Source organism: Variovorax davisae (genome assembly GCF_030316845.1).
Classification (GTDB): domain Bacteria; phylum Pseudomonadota; class Gammaproteobacteria; order Burkholderiales; family Burkholderiaceae_C; genus Variovorax; species Variovorax davisae.
The window spans coordinates 1-21,622 of record NZ_JASZYS010000022.1 but is presented as its reverse complement, the minus strand read 5'-3'; the positions used below and the strand labels follow the sequence as shown (position 1 = coordinate 21,622).

Annotated in this window: 18 protein-coding genes and 2 pseudogenes; 10 read left to right on the top strand and 10 right to left on the bottom strand. The window is 64.8% G+C overall.

All coding sequences use genetic code 11. The features are described 5' to 3' along the window. Positions 1-34: 34 nt before the first annotated feature. The 4 genes and pseudogenes from QTI33_RS32950 to QTI33_RS32935 all read left to right on the top strand — a co-directional run. Complete coding sequence (locus QTI33_RS32950; protein WP_286510799.1) at positions 35-1,435, top strand: DUF1254 domain-containing protein; 1,401 nt, start codon at positions 35-37, stop codon at positions 1,433-1,435. Positions 1,436-2,065: 630 nt separating this feature from the next. Then, complete coding sequence (locus tag QTI33_RS32945; RefSeq protein ID WP_286510798.1) at positions 2,066-2,842, top strand: enoyl-CoA hydratase/isomerase family protein; 777 nt, start codon at positions 2,066-2,068, stop codon at positions 2,840-2,842. Between the two features lie 3 nt (positions 2,843-2,845). After that, the gene (locus tag QTI33_RS32940) at positions 2,846-3,865 is read left to right on the top strand and encodes a Bug family tripartite tricarboxylate transporter substrate binding protein (RefSeq protein WP_286510797.1); all 1,020 of its coding nucleotides are present in this window, start codon (positions 2,846-2,848) and stop codon (positions 3,863-3,865) included. A 161-nt stretch (positions 3,866-4,026) separates the two neighbouring features. Next, positions 4,027-4,783 (top strand): annotated as a pseudogene (locus tag QTI33_RS32935) (acyl-CoA dehydrogenase family protein); the annotation flags it as partial. A 78-nt stretch (positions 4,784-4,861) separates the two neighbouring features. Here QTI33_RS32935 and pcaF read toward each other — a convergent pair. Both pcaF and QTI33_RS32925 read right to left on the bottom strand, forming a co-directional pair. Beyond that, positions 4,862-6,067 (bottom strand): 3-oxoadipyl-CoA thiolase, encoded by a 1,206-nt coding sequence (gene pcaF, locus QTI33_RS32930; protein WP_286510796.1) that lies wholly within the window; start codon positions 6,065-6,067, stop codon positions 4,862-4,864. Between the two features lie 77 nt (positions 6,068-6,144). Continuing rightward, the gene (locus QTI33_RS32925) at positions 6,145-7,113 is read right to left on the bottom strand and encodes a Bug family tripartite tricarboxylate transporter substrate binding protein (RefSeq protein ID WP_286373054.1); all 969 of its coding nucleotides are present in this window, start codon (positions 7,111-7,113) and stop codon (positions 6,145-6,147) included. Between the two features lie 204 nt (positions 7,114-7,317). Here QTI33_RS32925 and QTI33_RS32920 point away from each other — a divergent pair, with 204 nt between their 5' ends. The 4 genes and pseudogenes from QTI33_RS32920 to QTI33_RS32905 all read left to right on the top strand — a co-directional run bounded on the left by QTI33_RS32920 (position 7,318) and on the right by QTI33_RS32905 (position 11,470). Continuing rightward, complete coding sequence (locus QTI33_RS32920) at positions 7,318-8,547, top strand: CaiB/BaiF CoA transferase family protein (protein WP_286510795.1); 1,230 nt, start codon at positions 7,318-7,320, stop codon at positions 8,545-8,547. Continuing rightward, complete coding sequence (locus QTI33_RS32915) at positions 8,547-9,164, top strand: glutathione S-transferase family protein (protein WP_286373056.1); 618 nt, start codon at positions 8,547-8,549, stop codon at positions 9,162-9,164. Before QTI33_RS32920 ends, QTI33_RS32915 begins: the two co-directional genes overlap by 1 nt. Continuing rightward, a pseudogene (locus QTI33_RS32910) lies at positions 9,157-10,688 on the top strand (3-hydroxyacyl-CoA dehydrogenase). Before QTI33_RS32915 ends, QTI33_RS32910 begins: the two are co-directional and overlap by 8 nt. Continuing rightward, on the top strand, positions 10,685-11,470 hold the full coding sequence (locus QTI33_RS32905) for an enoyl-CoA hydratase-related protein (protein WP_286510794.1): 786 nt from the start codon (positions 10,685-10,687) through the stop codon (positions 11,468-11,470). Before QTI33_RS32910 ends, QTI33_RS32905 begins: the two are co-directional and overlap by 4 nt. 384 nt (positions 11,471-11,854) lie before the next feature. Here QTI33_RS32905 and QTI33_RS32900 read toward each other — a convergent pair whose 3' ends face one another. The 8 genes from QTI33_RS32900 to QTI33_RS32865 all read right to left on the bottom strand — a co-directional run bounded on the left by QTI33_RS32900 (position 11,855) and on the right by QTI33_RS32865 (position 19,479). After that, on the bottom strand, positions 11,855-12,793 hold the full coding sequence (locus QTI33_RS32900; RefSeq protein WP_286510793.1) for a Bug family tripartite tricarboxylate transporter substrate binding protein: 939 nt from the start codon (positions 12,791-12,793) through the stop codon (positions 11,855-11,857). 370 nt (positions 12,794-13,163) lie between these two features. Beyond that, on the bottom strand, positions 13,164-13,988 hold the full coding sequence (locus QTI33_RS32895) for an amidohydrolase family protein (protein WP_286373061.1): 825 nt from the start codon (positions 13,986-13,988) through the stop codon (positions 13,164-13,166). Continuing rightward, entirely contained in the window at positions 13,985-14,557 is a 573-nt protein-coding gene (locus QTI33_RS32890; RefSeq protein WP_286373062.1) for a carboxymuconolactone decarboxylase family protein, read from the bottom strand. The genes QTI33_RS32895 and QTI33_RS32890 overlap by 4 nt, the downstream gene beginning before the upstream one ends. 107 nt (positions 14,558-14,664) lie before the next feature. After that, positions 14,665-15,633: a LysR substrate-binding domain-containing protein gene (locus QTI33_RS32885; RefSeq protein WP_286510792.1), complete on the bottom strand. Its 969-nt coding sequence runs from the start codon at positions 15,631-15,633 to the stop codon at positions 14,665-14,667. A 91-nt stretch (positions 15,634-15,724) separates the two neighbouring features. Continuing rightward, positions 15,725-16,285 (bottom strand): hypothetical protein, encoded by a 561-nt coding sequence (locus tag QTI33_RS32880; RefSeq protein WP_286510791.1) that lies wholly within the window; start codon positions 16,283-16,285, stop codon positions 15,725-15,727. 133 nt (positions 16,286-16,418) lie between these two features. Then, the gene (locus tag QTI33_RS32875) at positions 16,419-17,402 is read right to left on the bottom strand and encodes a Bug family tripartite tricarboxylate transporter substrate binding protein (protein WP_286510790.1); all 984 of its coding nucleotides are present in this window, start codon (positions 17,400-17,402) and stop codon (positions 16,419-16,421) included. Positions 17,403-17,444: 42 nt separating this feature from the next. Continuing rightward, on the bottom strand, positions 17,445-18,503 hold the full coding sequence (locus tag QTI33_RS32870) for a Rieske 2Fe-2S domain-containing protein (RefSeq protein ID WP_286510789.1): 1,059 nt from the start codon (positions 18,501-18,503) through the stop codon (positions 17,445-17,447). Positions 18,504-18,603: 100 nt separating this feature from the next. Continuing rightward, positions 18,604-19,479, bottom strand: a complete 876-nt coding sequence (locus tag QTI33_RS32865; RefSeq protein WP_286510788.1) for a helix-turn-helix transcriptional regulator — start codon at positions 19,477-19,479, stop codon at positions 18,604-18,606. Between QTI33_RS32865 and QTI33_RS32860 the strand changes: the two genes are divergently transcribed. Next, complete coding sequence (locus tag QTI33_RS32860) at positions 19,454-20,776, top strand: ABC transporter substrate-binding protein (protein WP_286510787.1); 1,323 nt, start codon at positions 19,454-19,456, stop codon at positions 20,774-20,776. The two genes, QTI33_RS32865 and QTI33_RS32860, sit on opposite strands and share 26 nt — an antisense overlap. A gap of 36 nt (positions 20,777-20,812) precedes the next feature. After that, a partial coding sequence (locus tag QTI33_RS32855) for a branched-chain amino acid ABC transporter permease (RefSeq protein WP_286510786.1) occupies positions 20,813-21,622 on the top strand: 810 nt, incomplete at its 3' end.

Sequence of the window (21,622 nt, the reverse complement as noted above, 5' to 3'; positions counted from 1 at the left end):
AAGCCCATCCATACCCTCAATACATAGGAATCTGATGATCAAGAGACGTTCCATCTCACTGGCATTTGCGGGATCCGTGGCGCTCGCAGCGCTGCCGTCCGCCATCGCCGCGACCGCGCTTTCGCCTGCGCAAGCGCGTGACATCGCAAGGGAGGCCTACATCTACGGCTTTCCCATGGAAGACAGCTACAGAACGATGTACGCGTTCTCCATCGCGAAAGGCAACCCTGAATACAAGGGACCCTTCAATTCGGTGTTGAACATCGCTCGGGTGTTCACGCCGGACGACAAGGCTTTCGTCACGCCGAACTCCGACACGCCCTACACCTTCCTCGGCCTTGACCTGCGTGCAGAGCCGATCGTGCTCACGCTGCCAGCCATCGAGAAGAACCGTTACTACGTCTTCCAGATGATGGACCTGTACACGTTCAACTTCGACTATCTGGGAACCAGGACCACGGGGAACGGCGGCGGCAAGTTCCTGATCGCGGGGCCGCAGTGGAAAGGCAAGGCGCCCAATGGCATCACGAAGGTGATCCGTTCCGAGACCGAGATGATCAACGTTATCGGGCGTACCCAGTTGTTCAATCCGGCAGACCTGGACAAAGTGAAGCAGATCCAGGCAGGCTACAAGGTCGAGACGCTTTCGGCCTTCACCGGCAAGACCGCGCCCGCACCGCTGACCGAACCCGAATGGATCAAGCCGCTGAGCGCGACGGAGCAGCGCACGTCGCTTGAGTTCTTCAACGTTTTCAACTTCGTCCTTCAGTTCGCGCCCACACATCCCAGCGAGAAGGCGCTGCGCGCCCGCTTTGCGCAAGCGGGCATCACGCCAGGCAGGAAGTTCGACGTGGCCGCATTGCCCCCCGACATCAGGACCGCCATGGAGCAAGGCATGGTCGACGGGCAAAAGCAGATCGATGCTCGCCGCGCGCAACTGGCGGGAAAGATCGACACGCTCTTTGGCACCCGCGCCTACCTGAAGAACAACTACCTGGACCGCGCCGTCGGCGCGCAGGTGGGAATCGGCGCCAACTCACGAGAAGAGGCGCTCTATCCGATCTACGAAAAGGATGCGTCGGGTCAGGCGCTGGACGGCAGCAAGAACCGCTACACCTTGCGCTTTGCGAAGGGCCAGCTTCCACCGGTGAACGCCTTCTGGTCGCTCACGATGTACGGCCTGCCTGACCAACTGCTGGTGAAGAACGAGCTCGACCGCTACCTGATCAATTCGCCCATGCTGGCGGACCTCAGGCCCGACGCCGATGGCGGGCTCACGATCTACATCCAGAACGAATCGCCGGGCAAGGACAAGGAGGCCAATTGGCTGCCTGCGCCCACGGGACCATTCATGCTGACCATGCGGTACTACTTGCCGAAGGCCGAACTGCTGAGCGGGCAGTGGAAGTCACCTGTGGTGCGGGTGGCGCCTTAGCCCGGCCGTCCGCCAAGGTGCCGCTCTGCAGCGAATGCCGACATCGAGGCTAGGTCCGTTTGATGCGGGGGACCTGCCGTTCCCGGTGGGCTTGGAGAAGTCCGCAACGGGCCCGGAGCGCCGGTTCGAGGTATTCCACAGCAGCCGCTCACGCGCGACTTGGTCATCGTCCTCCGTTGCCGGCCGTGATCTGACGCCTGCGGCATCGGCGACTGTCAAGTTCCAAAGTAGACCAGCCGTTCGTCAAGAAAAGCGCCAAGGTCGGGTAACGGCGACCGCTGTCATTCAGCAGCGAAATTCGAACGACAGCAGACAGTCTGAACCGGAAGTAGCCTCTGCGCAGGCAATCAGGACCCGGCCAGGAAGCGGTCGGTGGCTCCGCCCCCGAGCTATGTCCGCGTCAGGTGAAACCGGTCGTCACCCGGCTTAATGGCTGTATGCATGGCAACACCAGCTTTGGACAGACAGTTTTTGCCGCCGGACTGCGCGCTCCCGCCGCTCCTGCCCACACGTGACTTGTTGAAAGTCGCATATCAGCTCTGTGGGAGCGATAGCTTCGTCATGGCAGGCCCTTCACTAGACTGGCAGCACTGAACAACATGAGCGCGCTTTGCGCCGGAAACGGAGACCATGAACGACCTGACCCAACTCAACTACGAGCTGAACAACTTCGTAGCCACCCTCACCCTCAACAGCCCGCCCGTGAATGCGCTGACGCGCACGCTCAATGACGAACTCACTCTGGCCCTCGATCGGATCTCCGAGATGGACGAAGTGCGCGTCGTCGTGCTGACCGGCGCGGGCAAGGTGTTCTGTGCCGGAGCCGACCTCAAGGGCCGCGCGTCGGTCATCAAGGGGCCCGGCGACCTGCCCGCACATTCGAGGCGGACTCGCGAATGCTTCCATGCGATCCGGGAATGCGCCAAGCCGGTGATCTGTGCGATCAATGGCGCTGCGCTCGGTTCCGGTGTCGCGATGGCCGCCTCCAGTGACATCCTGATCGCATCGGAAAAGGCATCCCTCGGCCTCCCCGAAGTCGACGTTGGACTGCTCGGCGGCTGCCGCCACGCGATGCGGCTTTTCAGCCACTCTCGCCTGCGCCGGATGATGTTGACAGGCATGCGCGTACCAGGCGCTGAACTCTATCGGCTTGGGATCCTCGAAGAGTGCACGACACCGGAGGACCTGATGCCCAAGGCACTGGAGATCGCTACCACCATCGCCTCAAAGAGCCCGGTGTCGACCCGCATGGGCAAACACACGCTGAACGTGATCGAGGACATGAGCCTGCGTGACGGCTATCGCTACGAACAGGACATGACAGCGCTGATCGGCAAGACCGACGACGCGAAGGAAGCGCAGCGCGCGTTTGCGGAAAAGCGCGCGCCGGTCTTCACGGGACGCTGAGCCATGGCGTCCGATGACTCATGCCTACGTCTGGGCAACCCGCACCCGACGCGACGCGGGATGCTGCTGGCCTGCGGGTCGTTCGGGCTTTCGGCGCTTGGTCTGCCTGCCCAAGCGGCCGGGTATCCGGATAAGGCGATCCGCCTCGTGGTGCCTTTCCCCGCAGGTGGCGCGACCGACTTGATGGCACGCACCATGGGTCAGAAGTTGGCAGAAAGACTTGGCCAGGCCATGATCATCGACAACCGCGCAGGTGCTGGCGGCGGCATCGGCGCCGAAGCGGTGGCGACTGCGGCGCCGGATGGCTACACCCTGCTGTTCGCCACCATGGGTTCGCTCACCATCAACCCGAGCCTGTACAAGAATCTGCGCTATGACCCGGCCAAGAGCTTCGAGCCCATCACGCTGACGCACAACACGTCGAACCTGCTCGTAGTCAATCCGGACGTGCCCGCCAAGTCGGTGGCCGATCTCATCGAGCTTGCGCGCAAGAAGCCCGGAGAGTTGACCTTTGCATCGGCGGGCAACGGCACGACCAGCCACCTGTCCGGCGAGCTTTTCAAGAGCCTGGCCAAGGTCGACCTGACGCACGTCCCCTACAAAGGGAGCGCGCCCGCGCTGACCGATTTTCTCGGCGGCCGCACTTCGATGATGTTCGACACCGCATCGAACTTCGTCGAATACGTCAAGACCGGGAAGGTGCGCCCGCTCGGGCTCACCGGACGCAAGCGCTTGCCGACCCTGCCGAACGTGCCAACCATCTCCGAAACACCTGGCATGGGAAGCTACGAAATGTCGCTCTGGCTCGGGGTGCTCGCGCCGGCCGGCACACCCGCCAGCATCGTCTCGAAGCTGCATGACGAGATCGGCGCGGCCATGTCGTCGCCTGACATCATCCGCCAGATGGCCGATGCCGGTATCGAGGTTCGTCTCAGCACATCGAAGGAATTCGCGGCACTGATTCGCGCGGATACAGCGAAGTGGTCAGAAGTGGTCAAGCGCTCCGGCGTGCGCCTCGACTGATTTGCGATTGCCCGCCGTCCCGTCGCTCGCGAGACGGCTTCATTCCTTCGGCAGCATTCCAATTCTAAAAGGCAGGGATCAGGGACGCGGCCCTCAAGACTGAAGGACACACCAGGTTCGCCGAACCCTCCCCGAAGACATCGCGCTGCCAATGCTTCGACTCGAACCTTAATCACGCACTTCTGTACGAATTGATGGGCCGTATCGGCAAGGTGCTCAACTGCTCGGCGCCCGACACCGGTAAAATGAAGTCCATTGAACTCCACGGGCATCGAGGTGCAGACCAGCAGCTGGAGACGCTGCTTCGCGGCGAGATCCGGTCCGGCTTCCTGGTGACCGAACCGGCTGCTGCCTCTTCGGACGACGCAAACATCCAGTGCACCATCACGCGCGATGGCGACGAGCAAGTGGTTCGCGTCCGGCGCGGGCAGTCCGAGCTGCAAGATCTTCATCTCGATGGGAAAGGCCGGCCGGCCTTGACGCGCCGCGCCATGCGCAACAATCGATGGTGCTGGTGCCAGGCGACACGTCCGGCGTGAGCTTGCGCCTCCCGTCGGCGTTCGGCTATGACGACGCGTCGCTCGGCCACATGGAAGTTCTTTTGGAAAACGTTCCCGTGCCGGTCAAAACTTCCTTCTGGGCGGAGGCCGCGGCTTCGAAATCGCCCAGGGCCGCCTCGGGCCCGGCCGCATCCAACCACTGCATGCGTTCCATAGGCGCCGCGGAGCGCGCGCTGGAGTGATGTGCGACCGGCTTCGTTCTCGCATCGCCATCGGAAATCCGCTGGCCGAGCAATCCGTGGCATGAACGCATCGCCGAGTCGCGCTGCTTGATCGACCAGGCGCGATTGCTGACGCTGAATGCTGCGCACAAGACGGACACACGGTCGGCAACAAGGAAGCACACGCCGAGATCGCGGAGAGCAATCTGGCGCACGTTTGACTTCGAGCGCGCAAGATCTACGGAGCCCTTGCGTCGAGCTCCGTAGGACACCTATCAAACTCGTTCCAGGACGACCGCGATGCCCTGGCCGACGCCGATGCACATCGTGCACAGCGCATAGCGGCCGCCGCCCTTGTGCAGCTGGTTGATCGCGGTGGTGGCCAGGCGGGCGCCGCTGGCGCCCAGCGGATGGCCCAGCGCAATGGCACCGCCGTTGATGTTGACGCGCGCGTCGTCGTCCTTGAGGCCGAGCAGGCGCAGCACCGCGAGGCCCTGCGCGGCAAAGGCCTCGTTGAGTTCGATGACGTCGATCTGCTCGAGCTTGAGGCCGGTGAGCTGCAGCACCTTCTGCGTCGCCGGCGCCGGGCCGATGCCCATCACGCGCGGCGCCACGCCGGCGGTCGCCATGCCGACCACGCGGGCGCGCGGCGTCAGGCCGTGCTTGGCGGCGCTGGCCTCGTCGGCCAGCAGCAGCGCCACCGCGCCGTCGTTGACGCCGCTGGCATTGCCGGCGGTCACGGTGCCATCGGGGCGCACCACCCCCTTGAGTTTGGCCAGCGCCTCGAGGCTGGTTTCGCGCGGATGCTCGTCCTTGCTGACGATGAGCGGATCGCCCTTCTTCTGGGCCACGCTCACCGGCACGATCTCGCTGTCGAAGAAGCCCGACTTCTGGGCCGCGACGGCGCGCTGCTGCGAGGCCAGCGCCATGCGGTCCTGGGCCTCGCGCTCGATCTTGTAGTCGGTGGCGACGTTCTCGGCGGTCTCGGGCATCGAGTCGACGCCGTACTGCGCCTTCATCAGCTTGTTGACGAAGCGCCAGCCGATGGTGGTGTCATAGACCGCGTTGTTGCGGCTGAAGGCGCTTTCGGCCTTGGGCATCACGAAGGGCGCGCGGCTCATGCTCTCGACGCCGCCGGCGATCATCAGGCCCGCTTCGCCGGCCTTGATGGCGCGCGCCGCAGTGCCCACGGCATCGAGGCCCGAGCCGCACAGGCGGTTGATGGTGCCGCCGCCGACCTCGATCGGCAGGCCGGCCAGCAGCGCGGCCATGCGCGCGACGTTGCGGTTGTCCTCGCCAGCCTGGTTGGCGCAGCCGTAGAGCACGTCGCCGACCGCCTGCCAGTCGACGTTCTTGTTGCGTTCCATCAGGGCCTTGAGCGGCACTGCGCCGAGGTCGTCGGTGCGCACGCTCGAGAGGGCGCCGCCGTAACGCCCGAAGGGGGTGCGGATGGCGTCGCAGATGAAGGCTTGGGTGGACATTTCGCGGATCCAAACGATTGAGAAAAACAGCGCCGCTGCGGCGCTGAGCACTTCGAAATGATCAGGTGTTCGCCGGGTCAGTCCAGTTTGGCGCCCACCGCCTTGGCCAGTGAACCCCAACGCTCCGATTCGGCGGCGATGAACGGTCCGAACTCCTCGGGCTTGCTGCCGACGACTTCCACGCCCTGCTGCTCAAATTGCTGCTTCAGGTCGGGCGAGCGCAATGCGGCTCCGACGGCGCCATACATCTTGCTGATGATCTCGGGCGGTGTCCGCGCCGGCGCGAGCATGCCGTACCAGTTGTAGGCCTCGGCCTTCGGTAGACCGAGCTCGCCCACCGTAGGGACATCCTTGAGCACGGGAATACGAGTGGCGTTGGTCACCGCCAACGCGCGCACCTTGCCCGACTGAATGAAAGGCAGCACAACGGGGATGTCTACCAACATCATGTCGACCTGACCGCCCATGAGGTCGGTCAGCGCCGGTGCCGCGCCCCGGTAGGGAATGTGGTTGATGTTCAGCTTGGCTTCCCGCTTGAGCAGTTCGGCCTGGAGGTGCGGCGTGGTGCCGCTGCCGGCCGATGCGTAGTTGATCTTGCTGGCGTCGCCCGTGGCGGCGGCCTTCAGGTCCGCGAAGGTCTTGTATTTCGAACTGGCGGCCACCACAAGCACCGCCGGCACCTTCAATGCCTGGGTCACGGCAACCAGATCCTTCTGCGGGTTATAGGGCATCGACGGGACGATGTGCGGAACGATCGCCAGTGCGCCCGCCGAGGAGAACAGCAGCGTGTAGCCGTCGGCTGGCGATTTGGCGACCGCGTCGGCGCCCAGCAGGCCGCCGGCGCCGCCCTTGTTGTCGATGATGATCGATTGGCCGAGGGACGTGCTCAGCTTGGCTCCGAGTGCGCGGGCTGTCTGGTCAACCGGCCCACCAGCCGGAAATGGAACGACCAAGCGGATCGGCTTGGTGGGATAGGCCTGCGCCCATCCCGAGGCTGCTGCCAGAGCAAGGGTCAGTGCAGCCGCGGATTTGAAAAGTGCATTCATGGTCGATGTCTCCAGTTTGTCGTGGATGGACTTTAGGGACCGGGGCGATTTCTGCCACCACGCTCTGGCGCATAGCTGATATGCGAGGCCGGGCACGCGAGTCCTGGCCGGTATGCGCCGCGGCGCATCACAGTCTTGCGGCCCCACACGTAGCCCAAAGCGGATCCTGATTCCAGAATTCAGTCCACCACAAGGAGACTTCAAATGACCACCAACAAGGGCCCGCTGTCGCACGTCAAGGTGCTCGACCTGAGCCGCATCCTCGCCGCGCCCTGGGCCAGCCAAATTCTCGCGGATCTGGGCGCCGAGGTGATCAAGGTCGAGCGGCCCGGCGCCGGCGACGACACGCGCACCTGGGGGCCTCCGTTCCTCAAGGACGCTGAAGGCAACGACACGAAGGAGGCGGGCTACTACCTTGCAGTCAATCGCGGCAAGCGCTCCATCACAGTCAGCCTGGAGAAGCCCGAAGGCCAGAAGATCGTCAAGGAACTTGCCAAGCGAGCCGACATCGTGCTCGAGAACTACAAGGCAGGCACGCTGGCGCGCTATGGCCTGGATGAGGCATCGCTACGCAAGATCAACCCGCGCCTCATTTACTGCTCGGTCACTGGCTTTGGTCAGACAGGACCGCGGCGCGACCAGCCGGCCTACGATTTCCTGATTCAGGCGATGGGTGGCCTGATGAGTGTGACCGGCGAGAAGGATGGTCGGCCAGGTGGCGGACCGCAGAAGGTCGGCATCCCGATCGTCGACCTGATGACAGGCATGTACACCGCCGTTTCAGTGCTGGCCGCATTGGCACGGCGCAACGAAACGGGCGTGGGCGACAACATCGACATCGCGATGCTCGACGTGCAGGTCGCCACGCTGTCCAATCAGGCCATGAACTACCTGGTCTCGGGCAAGGTGCCGCGCCGCAACGGCAACGCCCACCCCAATATCCAGCCGCAGGACGTCTACGCCTGTGCGGACGGCGATGTGATCCTGGTGGTTGGCAACGACGGCCAGTTCGCGAAGCTGTGCGAGGTGTTCGGGCGGCCGGACTGGATCGTCGACGAGCGTTTCGCCACCAATGCACAGCGGGTGCGCAACATCGGCGAACTGTCGGGCCTGTTGCGCGACGTTTTCGCCGAATGGGAGCGCGACCGCCTGATTGCGGCGCTCGACAAGGCAGGCGTGCCTTGCGGCCCCATCAACACCGTGGCGGATGTTTTCAAGGAACCGCAAGTCAAGGCGCGCGAGATGCTGCGCTACGTGCCCCATCCGAGTGGAGTCGACGTCCCGCAGGTGGTCAGCCCCATGCGCTTTACCGAGTCGCCGCTGCAGACACAGTCGGCGCCGCCGCTGCTCGGCCAGCATAGCCAAGACATCTTGTCCGAGTTGGGCTACAGCGCGGCCGGCATCGATGCGCTGCGCGGAGCTGGAGCGATCTGATGTCCGCGACGATGAAGCTGCATTGGTCGCCCAAGTCGCCTTACGTGCGCAAGGTGATGATCTGCGCGCACGAACTCGGCGTTCTGCCCCGGCTCGAACTCGTGCGCTCGGTCGCAGCCATGCTCAAACCCAACGCGGCCCTCATGGTGGACAACCCGTTGTCGAAGATCCCGACGCTGGTGCGCGAAGACGGCTCGACGCTCTTCGACTCCATTGTGATCTGCGAATACCTGAACGATCAGGCCAACGGCTCGCTGTTCCCAAAACAAGGCGAGGCACGGTGGCAAGCATTGCGCTGGCATGCGCTGGGGGATGGCCTGCTCGATGTCCTGATCCTGTGGCGCAACGAGCGTGAACGCGAACATCCATTGCGGGCGCTGGCGGAGGCCTTCGAGCTCAAGACCCGCGCCTCGCTGAAGCTGCTCGATGCGGAGGCCGACGCGATCGGCAGCGCGCCGTTCTCCATCGGCCACGCGACGCTTGGCTGCGCCCTGGGATACCTCGACTACCGCTTCGACGCGTTCGGCTGGCGTGCGCTGGCACCCCGTCTCGCCGACTGGTTCGCCACGATGCAGGCCCGCCCTTCCTTCCAATCCACGGAGCCCGTCGATGGTTGAACAACACACCTCACCCCGTGGCGAGGCATTGCCGCTGGACAAGAGCGTCATCGTCATCGGTGCCGGCACCATGGGCAGCGGCATCGCTGAAGTGGCGGCGGCCGCCGGCCACACGGTCTACTTGCGCGACGCCAACGACGCGGCGGTCGAGCGCGGCCTCGGCATGATCCGCGCAAGCATGGACAAGCGGGTGGCGCGCGGCAAGCTCGACAGCGCGGCGTGCGAGGGAGCACTGAAGCGTATTCGATCCACACTGCCCGACGGCGCGATGGCCGGGGTCGGCCTCGTCATCGAGGTCATCTACGAAGACCTCGATGCCAAGGTGGCCGCGCTGTCTGCACTCGAGCCTCATCTATCTCCGGATGCCATCGTGGCCACCAACACCTCGTCGCTGTCGGTCACGGCGCTGGCCGGACGACTCAAGCGACCGGAGCGTGTCGTCGGCATGCATTTTTTCAACCCGGCCACGGTGCTGCCGCTGGTGGAAGTTGTCAGCGGCCACGTCACCGCGCCAGAGGTGGCGAAGACGATCTTTGCGACGGCGCTGGCCTGGGGCAAGACACCGGTGCACTGCCGCTCGACGCCGGGCTTCATCGTCAACCGCGTGGCGCGCCCTTTCTACGGTGAAGCGCTGCGGTTGCTGCAGGAGCAGGTGGCCTCGCCCGCAACCCTCGATGCCGTGATGCGCGAGTCCGGTGGCTTTCGCATGGGACCTTGCGAACTCATGGACCTGATCGGGCACGACGTCAATTTCGCGGTCACGCGTTCGGTGTACCAAGCCTTCTTCGACGATCCGCGCTACAAGCCGTCGCTGGTGCAGAAGGATCTGGTCGATGCCGGCTGGCTCGGGCGAAAGTCCGGCCGTGGATTCTTTGACCATCGAGACGGTGCAAGTCCCGTCGTGATCGACGAGCTCTCTACGGACCAGGCACCCTTGGTCGTCCGGGTTGAAGGCGACCTCGGTCCGGCGAGACCGCTGGTCGATCTTTTGGAAAAGGTTGACGGAATCCGACTGAAGCAGACGGCGGGCGATGGCCTGCTGCGCGTCGACGGGCTCGTGCTTGCGATGACCGATGGCCGCACCGCGACCGAGCGGGCCGCGGCGCTGGATGAGGCGGTGGTGCTGTTCGATCTCGCGCTGGACTACGCCAGCTGTGGTCGGATGCCATCGCAGCGGCGGCGCAGGCGAGCGATGCCGACGTACTCAAGGCCGCGGGACTCTTCGGCGCATTGGGCAAGCGTGTCTCGCAACTCGAGGACGTGCCCGGCATGTTGGTGATGCGCACGGTGGCCATGCTGGTCAACGAAGGCGCTGAAGCCGTGTACCAGGGCATCGCCTCCGCCGAAGGTGTCGATGCCGCGATGCGCATGGGTGTCAACTATCCCGTCGGCCCGATGGCCTGGGGACGCGAAATCGGCCTTGCAACTGTGCTTCGGACGGTTCGAAACCTGGGCGCAAGCTATGGCGAGGACCGCTACCGCGGTTCGGTGTGGCTGCAACGCGAAGTGCAGGCCGCGTCATGAATACCGAGACCGTTTCTCCCATGGTGCGCTGCGACCGCAGAGGCCGTGTCGGCATCGTGACCATCGATCGGCCGAAGCGTCGCAATGCCTTGAATCTCCAGGTCAAACGCGAGCTGGTTGAGCACCTGGAGGCGCTGGCCAGCGACAATGCCATTGCCGCGGTGGTGCTGACCGGCAGTGAAGGCTATTTCGTCGCCGGCACCGACATCGGCGAGATGTCGAGCATGCGACCAAGCGACCATGTGCGCCTCGAAACGGATCGCGTTTTCCACGTCGTGCGGCAACTCTCGAAGCCGGTGATTGCCGCAGTGGAGGGCTACGCGCTTGGCGGTGGCTGCGAACTGGCGCTGGCATGCGACATCATCATCGCGGCCGAAGATGCGAAGTTCGGTCAGCCCGAAATTCGTGTCGGAATCATGCCCGGTGCAGGCGGAACGCAGCGGCTGCTGCGCGCCGCGGGCCGCTACAAGACCCTGTTGTGGAGCCTGACGGGCGACATGATCCCGGCAGGCGACGCCTACATGTCCAATGTGGTGAGCGAGCTGGTGCCAACGGGGCAGGCGCTGGCACGTGGCGTCGAACTGGCCGAACAGATCGCTTGCATGCCGCCGCTGGCGGTGCATGCGATTCGCGACGCGGTGCGGCTGGGAGGCGACGTTCCGATAGATACCGCGCTCGCACTGGAGCGCCGCTACTTCGAGCGGCTGTTCGACAGCGAAGACCAGAAGGAAGGCATGCGTGCCTTTCTGGAAAAGCGCGCGCCGCGGTATGAGGGGCGTTGATCATGAGAGAACAGTCGTTCACCGGTGTCGAAGTCGATAGCCTCGACACGGCGCCCGCCGATCGCCTCCCTGGCCTGCTGCGGGGCCCCGCGTCCGGTGGCGTGGATCACGACGATCGATGAACAACGACGGGTCAATGCGGCGATCGTTCAATCGTTGCGACCGAACACAACATTGAGTTCATGAATCGGAGCGCCCAGGAATTCGCTCCTGACGTCTGTGAGGTCGAGGCGCTCGGAATTCCGCTACTTGTGAGCCGGCACGTGCATCCGCTGCATGTGTCAGTCTTCCGGTGCTGCAGTCGGTTGTCCTGCTGCATCGAGGCAAGGCAGCTGCCAGTGCGGCAGCAGAAGCGCTGAACACCACCGCCTCGCCGATTCATTGTCATTCCACGGTCGCACCGGACTTCCTGACGATCTCGGCCCACTTTGGGATCTCGCCGCGAATCAGCGCTCCGAAGGCCTCGGGGCTGCCGAAGGTGGGCTCGATGCCAAGCGTCGCCAACTGCTCGCGCAATGGCGGCGTTGCCATCGCGCGCCCCAGCGCGGCGTGGATCTTGGCGACCACCTCCTTCGGCGTGCCGGCCGGCGCCAGCAGGCCGAGCCAGTTGGAGACCTCGTAGCCCTTGACGCCGGCCTCCGCCACCGTCGGCACCAGCGGCAGCGCCTGCAGCCGCCGGCTCGAAGTCACCGCGAGCGCGCGCACGCGGCCGGACCTGATGTGCTCCTCGTAGACGGTGTAGGAGTCGAAGGTCATATCGATGCGGCCAGCCAGCACGTCGGTCAACAGCGGCGCGCTGCCCTTGTACGGCACGTGCAGCATCTTGACGCCGGCCATGCTCTCGAACAGAGCGCCGGCCAGGTGGCTCGAGCTGCCGTTGCCGGACGAACCATAGGTCAACGCGCCGGGTCTGGCCTTGGCCTGGGCGACAAGTTCGGCGATATTCCTCGCGCTCACCTGCGGCCCGACCACCAGCACGCGCGGCGTCAGGTGCGTCACGCTGATTGGCGCGAAGTCCTTCAGCGGGTCGTAGCGCAGCCTGGGATAGAGGGCCGGGTTGATCGCCTGCGTGCCCATGGTCGCAAAGAACAGCGTGTAGCCGTCGGGCGCCGCATGGGCAGCAGCCTCGGCCGCGGTGGTTCCGCCAGCGCCGCCGCGGTTGTCGACGATCACCTGCGTGCCGAGTTCGGTACCAAGCCGCTGCGCCATGCCGCGCGCCATCACGTCGGTGGCGCCGCCGGCCGGGAAGGGCACGATCAGGCGGACCGGCTTGTCGGGGTAGGTTCCCGCGAACGAGGGTGAGGCCGCGAACGCCAGCGCCATTGCGAAAAGTAGCGCGCGACGGTCCCTGCGGCTGTTCGCAGCGGAAGTTGGTTGTGTCATCGGTGTCTCCCGCGCGCCCTAGTGGCGCGCCAGCTGTGATGCGAGCGCAGCGGACGGCTGCGGGCATCGGCATTGAGTTCCCGGGGTTGGTGGTCTCGGCAAGGACACTGTCGGGTGCCGTGCCCGCCACGACCCCTTGCGCCGGCTGCGGTCGCATGTCGAGGCTGTTCTGCGCACTGTCGACCATCTTCCTGGCCGACACCTTCATACCAACGCAGCGTGTCGTTCGGCGACAACGACGAGTCCGCGGCACCGTGATAGACCGCGAGCTTGCCTCCGCCTGCTGGGCGACCCATCGCGGCGGCCGGATTCATCGGTACAGCCGCTCCGGATTGGCGCGAAGCACCTGGCTTGCAATGGCCTCGTCTCCAGCCCAATCCCTGAACATCGAGAGCAGTTGCGCAGCGTTGGGCGTGGGCGTCACCCGGAGGTGCGGCCAGTCGCTGCCCCACACCAATCGCTCGGGGTTGGTTTCGATCATCCTGCGCTGAAAGGCCCGCCCGGCTTGCCAGTCAGGTGCGCCGAGAAGGTTGCGATAGGCACAAAGCTTGACCCAGATCCTGCCCGACGCGAGCAGTTCGAGCAGCGCCCGAAACCCCGGTTCGTCCGTGCCGGCATTCACGTCGAAGCCGCCCATGTGGTCAATCACGATCGGAACGGGCAGCGCTAGCAATTTCGAGGCAATGGCGGGCAGTGCCTTGCAGTCGGTCCATAGTTCGGCATGCAGCCCGGCGTCGGCGAGCGCGGGCGCTAGCTCCAGCAGGTCATCGAAGGATGCGCTGCCAGCGAAGTTGCTGCCTGGGCCGCTTCGATGACTGAAACGTGCGCCTCGCACGCCGTGATCACGCAGGTCATGCAGCGCAAGCTCGTCGCCTGGTTGCACCACGACCACGCCGCGCAAGGAGGGTCGTGCCGCCAATGCACTGAGCAGCAGTGTGTGGTCCTTTCCGTATGCGCTTGGATGCACCAGAACGCCGTGCGCGAGCCCAAGTCGTGCGAGCAGCGCCAGATAGTTCGACTCGATGGCTTCCGGAGGTGTGTAGTTGCGCTCGGCCGCCAACGGAAATTGGTCGTAGGGACCGAACAGATGAGCGTGGCAATCCCAGCCCGCGCCTGCAGCGTCGAACTCGCTCATTGCAGGTCTGCCTTTTGTGGGAGCTGGAAGGCCGGTGCGACGCCATCAGGCAGTGGAATCTCGTGGCAGTTGAGCGTCATCGCGACCATCGTGTAGTAGCCGATCAGAGCAGTCAGCTCGACCACCGTGCGTTCTCCGAAGCGGCCAAGCGCGGTGGCGTAGGTTGCATCGGAAACCGAGTTGTGCCGGTTGAGTTCGACCGCGTAGTGGTAGACGGCAGCGTCATCGGCCGAAAGGCCGGGCGGTTTGGTCTGGGCAAGCAGCGCTTCGATGATCGGCTGTTCGATGCCAGCCTTCTCGGCTTCGGCGCGATGCGCATACCATTCGAAAGGCGAGTTGCAGGCGCGACCCGTGACCAGGATCGCGATCTCCGACTGCCGCGGCGTCAACGTCGTGCCATAGCGCAGCAGGGCGCCGATCGCCTGCCATTTGTCCGCGAGCTCCGGATTGTGGAGCGCGGCTCGGAGTGGACCCTGAATCCGCCCGCGCGGCCCTGAAATGATCTTGTCGTAGACGGCGCGCTGCTCGGGATCCATGGTCTCCGGCGCGGGCAGGGAAATTCTTGGCATGCACGTGTCTCCAGTGGTCGATCGTTGCCAAAGAGCTTAGGCGACCGGGACCGTGCGCGCATCCGTGCGCGAGGCAACGCTGCTATGCGTGCGCACGCAAGACGAGACTACGCGGGACCGCCGGAGTGCCACATCCCGCTGCGCGCGCTGTCTTCCACGACGCTGACGATTTCCGCAGCGACCGCAGATACCGCCCGTGCGGGCCCCTTGGTGCGCGCCAGGGCCATGGAAACGATGCGCTGCAGTGGCGGAGAAACGATCTTGGCCGCTTGCAGACGCCCTTCCTGTAATTCGGCCCACACCGCGTGGACGGGTAACACGGTGTAGAGCCGAGCTTCGGCGACTGTCGTTCGCATCAGCGGAAGCGAATCGGCTTCGATGGCCGGCGCCAGAGTGATGTGCTCCTGCCGGGCCATCGCGTCCAGTGCCGTGCGCAGCCCATTCGGAGCGCTCGGCAGGATGAAGGGCAACTCGTGCAGGGCGGAAAAGGCAACTTCGGGTGCAGCAGTCAATCGGTCACCTGCGGGGCCGATCAGGTAGCTATCGACGGTGGCAAGCGCCTGCTCCTGATCGTAATGTGCACTGCCGTACCGATAGAGAATGGCTATGTCGACGCGCGCGTCGGACAGCCATTCCTCTACCTGACCACTCGAGCCTTCGAGGATCTTGAGCTGGATTCCCGGATGGCGTTCGCGCAACTGTTTGAACAGGCGGCCGACTATCGGATTGGTGATCGAGGGCAGCGATCCGATGGTGACTCGGCCAGAGGGCTCGCGCGCCTCACCATGGATTTCCAGCTCTAGCTGCTCCGCATCCGAGAGAAGGGCCTTTACAAGCGGGAAGATGCGCTGGCCGACATCGGACAGCGCCACGCCGCGGCCTGTGCGATTGAAGAGCCGCGCCTTGCAATCCCGCTCCAGCGCGTTCAGATGGCGGCTCAGCAGGGATTGATTGCTGTCCAGAAAGAGGGCTGCTCGTGTCAGGCTGCCCAGTTCCGCAATGGCCAGAAATGCCCGCCACTTCTGCAGGTCAGACGCGATGTCAAGCTGGATGTGAGTGGCTTTGCCAGTTTGCATCGGACTTCGCCCGCATCGTTGTAAGCCTTCCATTGTCCGGCTTGTGCACAGCACTCAAGTTCCGGGTTTCCCTTACCACCCGTCGCCCAGCTCACTGGAGCTTGGCCGCCACTTTGAGCTGCGGCACGGCGCCCGCGCAATTTCGGTTGTGGTCCTCGATCGCCACGATGGTGACGGCGCCCACGATCAAAAGGGCGGCCATGTAGTGCTGTCTCGCGGCGCGGGTTTGAGTGTGCTCGTTCGACCGGCCCGCGATGACGGGGCTGCTGATCGAGCTCCCCACGCCGGCCAGCGTGCTGATGAGCGCATTGCCAGCCGGCACGGCTGCACACAGATCGAGGGCTGGCATGGACCAGAACGGACTCATGGCCGCGAAGGTGCCCGCGGCGTCGCGAATGAGTGCGACCAGGCCAGCGGCACACCAGCAGGCGTCGAGGGCGGTTTTCCGCCACTTCCAGAAGCTGCTTTCGCTTTGCACACCTGCCGCTGGCCGCTCAGTCACGGCGGACAGCAAAGGGCCCGGAACGCCATTTGGCGGTTTATGGAAGCTGCCCTTCGCGCGCGGCGTCGTTCTGACCAGCCGTTCCGCCCGCGATCGACGCTGGCATTGAACTCGAACTAGCTTAACGTTGTCGGCGAGGTCACGTTCCAAGATACACCAGCCCTTCGTCAAGAAAAAGGCCAAGGTCAGGTTTCGGCGACCGCCGTCATTCGGCAGCCAAATTCGAAAGGCCGCAGACCGTCGTCTGAAGCTGCCGTACCGGCAGCAGTTGGTGAGACGGGCGCTACTGCGCCTCGATGCCAAACTCCTGCATACGCTTCGTGATCACCTCGAAATCGCGCTTGTAATTCTGGCTGAACTGCTCGGGCGTGGTGTTGAGCATCTCGAGCCCGCGCTCGGCCATCTTCGCCTGGACCTCGGGCATCGCTGCCGCTGCGCGCAGTGCCGTGGTCAGTCGCTCGATCACTGCGGGCGGCGTCTTGGCCGGCGCCACGAAGGCGATCCACACCGCGGCTTCGAACAACGGATCGTCGAAGCCGAGTTCGCGCATCGTCGGCACCTGCGGCAGCACGGGCGAGCGCTCGCGACCCATGATCGCCAGCGGCACGACCTTGCCGGCCTGCACGTGCTGGCGCGCGAGGCCGGCGGAGGTAAGGCCGATGCTCACCGTGTTGCTCAGCAGGTCGGCCATCACGGGCGCTTCGCCGCGCTGCGGCACGTGGACCATGTGCGAATCGAGCTTGCGGTTGAGTGCCTCGCCCGCGAGGTGGCCGAGCCCGCCGGGCCCCCAGGTGCCGTAGCTCAACTGCTGGCCCGGCTTGGCCGCCAGCTTCTTGAAATCGTCCATGTTCTTCACGCCGAGCTCGAGGTTGGCCGACAGAATGGCCGGGCTGCGCACCACCTGCGTCATGAAGACGAAGTCGCGCTGCGGATCGTAGGGAAGGCTCTTGTACAGCGCGACGTTGTTGATCAGCGAATCGCCGAGCGTGATCGCGATCGTGTAGCCGTCGGGTGCCGCGCGCGCGACTTCGCCCATGCCCACCGCGCCATTGGCGCCGGCGCGGTTGTCGACCACCACAGGCTGGCCGAGCGACTTCGACACCTGCTCGCCGATGAGCCGCGCCACGAAGTCGTTGGCACCGCCGGCCTGCGCTGTGACGACGATCCGTATCGGCTTGGTCGGGAACGTGCCTTGGGCGAAGCCTGCACCGGGCAGGGCCGCAATGGGGGCGATGAGGCTCAATGCCAGGAGGAATCTGCGGCACATCGGGGGTCTCCTTCTTTTGTGTGGGTGAGAGGCGGGAAGGCTTCAGTCCATGGTGCCGATCGCAGCGGGTGCAGCGGATGCAGCGGCCGTGGCGGCCCGTTCGCGCTCGACCTCCTGCTGCAGCAGGCGGCGAAAGCGCACCAGGGCCTGGTCCATCGCAAGCAGCAGCATCGGCGTCCGGTCGTCGATGTTCCGGTGCTGCGCCGTGATCGTCTCGCGGTCCTCCTCGAAGGCCGTGACGAGGCCGCGGTAGATCGCTTCGGTCACGGCCGGGTCCCGGATGCTGCTTCGATGCGACTGCTGGAAGAAGTAGTGGGTCGTCGTTTCAGTCTCGGGCGTGAGCGTCTGGCAACTGTGCAGTTGCACACCGCCGCGCAGGTCGCCGGGCGGCTGGCCGACGGGCGCGCCACCCGACTGCATCAGCAAGGTGCCGGGCAGCACGAAGTCGTAGATGAAATAACGGTCAACGTTGCTGTCGAAGCTCTGGAACGAGCGCCAGAAGGGCGACGGAGGCACGTCGGGCACGTGCCGCGTTACGCGGATGCCGCTCGGGACGGGCTCGATCTTCGGCACGGCCTGCGCGATGGCGGTCGATCCGCCCAGGGTGCTTTCGTGCACGTAGCTCAGATGCGAGAAGTCGAGCAGGTTGTCGCAGACCAGCAGGTAGGGCGTGTCGTAGTGCACGTAGCCCGGCTTGTACGCCCAGTCGGGGTGGTCGCAGGAGAAGTTGTCGGGCAGCAGCGCTCGGTCGACCAGCGCCGGATCGCCCATCCAGACGAAGACCCACTTGTTGTGCGAGACCACCGGATAGGTCGGCACGCGCGTCTTGGCCGGAATGCTCGCGAGGCCCGGAGCCTCGATGCAGATGCCCCTCGCGTCGAATTTGAGCCCGTGGTAGCCGCAGCGCACGCAGTCGCCTTCGCGGCGCCCGCGCGACAGCGGCGCATGGCGGTGGCAACAGCGGTCCTGCATCGCGACCAGGCCGCCACCTTCGGTGCGGTAGACGAGGATCGGCTCGCCGAGCACCCTGCGCGTGAACATGCCCTCGGCGGGAATCTCGTGGTCCCACGCGATGACGTACCAGCAATTTCGAATCCACATGCCTGTCTCCACAAGATGCGAGCAATGTAGGGATTCCGGGCGCGCTCGTCTGTCCCCGCAGAAGGGTACAAAAAGCGCTTTGCGCCGCGCGCGGCGGCGGCTATTGAATGAAGCGAAGCAGCTGCTGGCGACCGTGGATCGCAAGCTTGGCGTAGGCGCGCTTGCGCAGCGTCGCGACCGTCGATGGCGCGATGCCGAGCTCGGCCGCGATGCCGTCGGCGCCCACGCCGCAGGCGATCAGCGCGCACACCGAACGCTCCCGCGCGGACAGCAGCGGTGCGGTGCGTTGCAGCGTGCGCTCGATGTCGGGCGCGCGCAATTGCAGGTCGTTCGAGGCCAGGTGCGCGCAGAGCGCGCTGCGATGCGCGCGCTTGAGGATCGGTGCTAGGCCCAGCAGCCGCTGGACGTCGCGCTCGTCGAAACTGCCGTCGCTCCGGTCGCGATAGAGGTTGATCGCGAACAACGTGCGCGGCAGTGGCGCATAGAGAAAGCTCAGCCTGCCCGTGAGCCGGCGGCCGACGAAGATCTGCTCGCGCCAGCCGGCATCGGGAATATCCGCGACGTCATAGAGCAGCGCGGTCACGGGCGCCTGCATCGAGGTCTCGCCAGCCATGCGCGTCGCAAGCCGCGTGAGCTCGTCGGCCTGCCGGAAGCGGCTCTTGTAGAGCGAGAAGCATTCGGCCGTGATGTTGTCGTGGCGGCCGGTGGAATGGCCCTCGACCTGCGAGGGCACGCCATCGACGTATTCGATCAGCGAGATGTATTCGACGGGCAAGACGTGATTGACGAAATCGAGCATCTCGCGCGCAGGCGCCCGACCCTCGCCAGCATCCAGAAGGCGCGCCACTGCACCCGCATCCAGCATGTGCCCTGCCGGCGGACTCTCGAGCAACCAGGTTGAAGCCATGAAGCGGGAATATAGGCATGCCGCACCGGAATCAACAGGGTGGATGCCCGAGGCGCGCGTTTGCCCCATACGGGTAAATACCAATCTGTTGGGATTGCAACTAGTTGATATGCCAAGCAAAATACGCCAACCGGAGCAGTCCACAAGCGGTGGCATTTCGGGCACCAACCACTACTGGAGACTCACGATGAAATTCCACCGTCGCGCCATTGCGTGCGCGCTCTTCGCTTCGGCCGCGTTGTCGCTCGCCGCTCCCACGGCGATGGCGCAAGCCGTCAAGGTCGGCATCGTCGGTCCCTTCTCGGGCCCATTCGCACACTACGGCACGCTCTTCAAGGCTGCGGCGGAAGGTTACGTCGCGAGCCAGGGCGGCAAACTTGCCGGCAAGGACATCGAGTTCATCTACCGCGACACGGGCGGACCGAACCCGGCGTTGACGAAGACGCTGGTCCAGGAACTCATCGTGAAGGACAAGGTCGATTACCTGGGCGGCTTCGTCTTCACGCCGAACGCCATGGCGGTCGCACCGCTGATCCAGCAATCACAGACCCCGACAGTCATCTTCAACGCCGCCACCTCGGCCATCACCGACAAGTCGGAATTCTTCATCCGCACTAGCTACACCTTGTGGCAGGTCACCGTACCAGTCGCGCAATGGGCGGCCAAGAATGGCATGAAGAAGGTCGTAACTGCCGTCACCGACTACGGTCCCGGCATCGACGCCGAGACCGCGTTCAAGAGCGAATTCACCAAGCAAGGCGGGACGGTCGTCGAAAGCATCCGCATGCCGATCGCCACCACCGACTTCGGGCCTTTCGTGCAGCGCATCAAGGCGAGCGGTGCGCAGGCGGTCTACACCTTCCTGCCGGGCGGCCCGCCGAACCTGGGCTTTGTGAAGGCCTACAACGAGAACGGCCTGGCCAAGGGCGGCATTCAGTTCCTCGGCTCGGCCGAGACCGACGAATACGACCTGCAGAAGTTTGGCGACGCCGCGCTGGGCCTGACGACCGCCTTCCACTACTCGGGCGCGCACGACTCGCCCGCCAACAAGAAGTTCGTCGCCGCGCTCAAGAAGCAGGATCCGAACGCCGTTGCCAACTACGCGTCGGTCGGCGCCTGGGATGGCATGTTCGTGATCCACAAGATGATCGAGGCGACGAGTGGAAAGAAAGACGGCTCCGCTGCAATCGCAGCCGCCCGCGCGCTGAAGTGGGAGAGCCCGCGCGGTCCGGTCAACATCGATCCGAAGACGCGCCACATCACGCAGAACGTTTACTTGCGCAAGGTCGAGAAGGTGGGTGACCAGCTGGTCAACAAGGAACTGCAGAGCTTCGGGCCGCAGACCGACTACGGGCTGGACAAGTAAGTCGTCGTCCAGACTTCCCTGCGAGAGATCCACTACGTGAACACCTTTCTCAACATCCTGATCGACGGATTGGCCTACGGGATGGTGTTGTTCGTCATCGCGGTCGGCTTGTCGGTGACGCTCGGCCTGATGCGCTTCGTGAACCTGAGCCACGGCGCGTTCGCGATGGTCGGGGGCTACTCCGCGGCCCTGCTGACACGTGAAGCCCAGTGGAGCTTCTGGCTCGCAGTGCCGGCCGCGATCCTGGCCACGGCCGTGCTCGGCGGCGTGCTCGAGGCGCTGGTGCTGCGGCATCTCTACCGCCGCAAGGAACTCGAGCAGGTGCTCTTCACGATCGGGCTCAGCTTCGTGTTGATCGCTGCGACCAACGCGCTGGTAGGGCCGCAGGTCCAGATGATTCCGCTGCCGCCGCTGCTCGCGGGTTCGGTCGACCTCGGCTTTCGTACCCTGCCGGCCCAGCGCCTGCTGGTGATCGGCGCCGGTTGCGCGGTGGCGGCGCTGGCCGCATGGACAGTGACGCGCACCCGCTTCGGCATCTGGTTGCGTGCGGCCGTCGACCACAGCGGCACCGCTTCGGCGCTCGGCATCCCGATCCGCACAGTGCAATGCGCGAGCTTTGCCGCGGGCGCGGCGCTGGCCGGCCTGGGCGGGATCCTCGGCGCCGAGCTGATGCCGCTCGAACCGTATTACGCACTCAAGTACCTGGTTCTGGTGCTGGTGGTCGTCTCCGTCGGTGGCATGGGTTCGATCACCGGCTCGCTGGTGGCCGCCGTCCTGCTCGGCGTCATCGAGACCGCGAGCAAGTACCTCGCCTCGGAATGGGGAAGCCTGTTCTTCTTTGTCGCG

What these genes read in the sequence shown, in the direction of transcription:
- QTI33_RS32885 (WP_286510792.1), bottom strand. Translation starts at nt 15,633, where the DNA reads ATGCAAACTGGCAAAGCCACTCACATCCAGCTTGACATCGCGTCTGAC.
- QTI33_RS32945 (WP_286510798.1), top strand. Translation starts at nt 2,066, where the DNA reads ATGAACGACCTGACCCAACTCAACTACGAGCTGAACAACTTCGTAGCC.
- QTI33_RS32915 (WP_286373056.1), top strand. Translation starts at nt 8,547, where the DNA reads ATGTCCGCGACGATGAAGCTGCATTGGTCGCCCAAGTCGCCTTACGTG.
- QTI33_RS32890 (WP_286373062.1), bottom strand. Translation starts at nt 14,557, where the DNA reads ATGCCAAGAATTTCCCTGCCCGCGCCGGAGACCATGGATCCCGAGCAG.
- QTI33_RS32865 (WP_286510788.1), bottom strand. Translation starts at nt 19,479, where the DNA reads ATGGGGCAAACGCGCGCCTCGGGCATCCACCCTGTTGATTCCGGTGCG.
- QTI33_RS32900 (WP_286510793.1), bottom strand. Translation starts at nt 12,793, where the DNA reads ATGGCGCTGGCGTTCGCGGCCTCACCCTCGTTCGCGGGAACCTACCCC.
- QTI33_RS32920 (WP_286510795.1), top strand. Translation starts at nt 7,318, where the DNA reads ATGACCACCAACAAGGGCCCGCTGTCGCACGTCAAGGTGCTCGACCTG.
- QTI33_RS32860 (WP_286510787.1), top strand. Translation starts at nt 19,454, where the DNA reads ATGCCCGAGGCGCGCGTTTGCCCCATACGGGTAAATACCAATCTGTTG.
- QTI33_RS32875 (WP_286510790.1), bottom strand. Translation starts at nt 17,402, where the DNA reads ATGTGCCGCAGATTCCTCCTGGCATTGAGCCTCATCGCCCCCATTGCG.
- QTI33_RS32905 (WP_286510794.1), top strand. Translation starts at nt 10,685, where the DNA reads ATGAATACCGAGACCGTTTCTCCCATGGTGCGCTGCGACCGCAGAGGC.
- QTI33_RS32940 (WP_286510797.1), top strand. Translation starts at nt 2,846, where the DNA reads ATGGCGTCCGATGACTCATGCCTACGTCTGGGCAACCCGCACCCGACG.
- QTI33_RS32950 (WP_286510799.1), top strand. Translation starts at nt 35, where the DNA reads ATGATCAAGAGACGTTCCATCTCACTGGCATTTGCGGGATCCGTGGCG.
- QTI33_RS32925 (WP_286373054.1), bottom strand. Translation starts at nt 7,113, where the DNA reads ATGAATGCACTTTTCAAATCCGCGGCTGCACTGACCCTTGCTCTGGCA.
- pcaF (WP_286510796.1), bottom strand. Translation starts at nt 6,067, where the DNA reads ATGTCCACCCAAGCCTTCATCTGCGACGCCATCCGCACCCCCTTCGGG.
- QTI33_RS32870 (WP_286510789.1), bottom strand. Translation starts at nt 18,503, where the DNA reads ATGTGGATTCGAAATTGCTGGTACGTCATCGCGTGGGACCACGAGATT.
- QTI33_RS32895 (WP_286373061.1), bottom strand. Translation starts at nt 13,988, where the DNA reads ATGAGCGAGTTCGACGCTGCAGGCGCGGGCTGGGATTGCCACGCTCAT.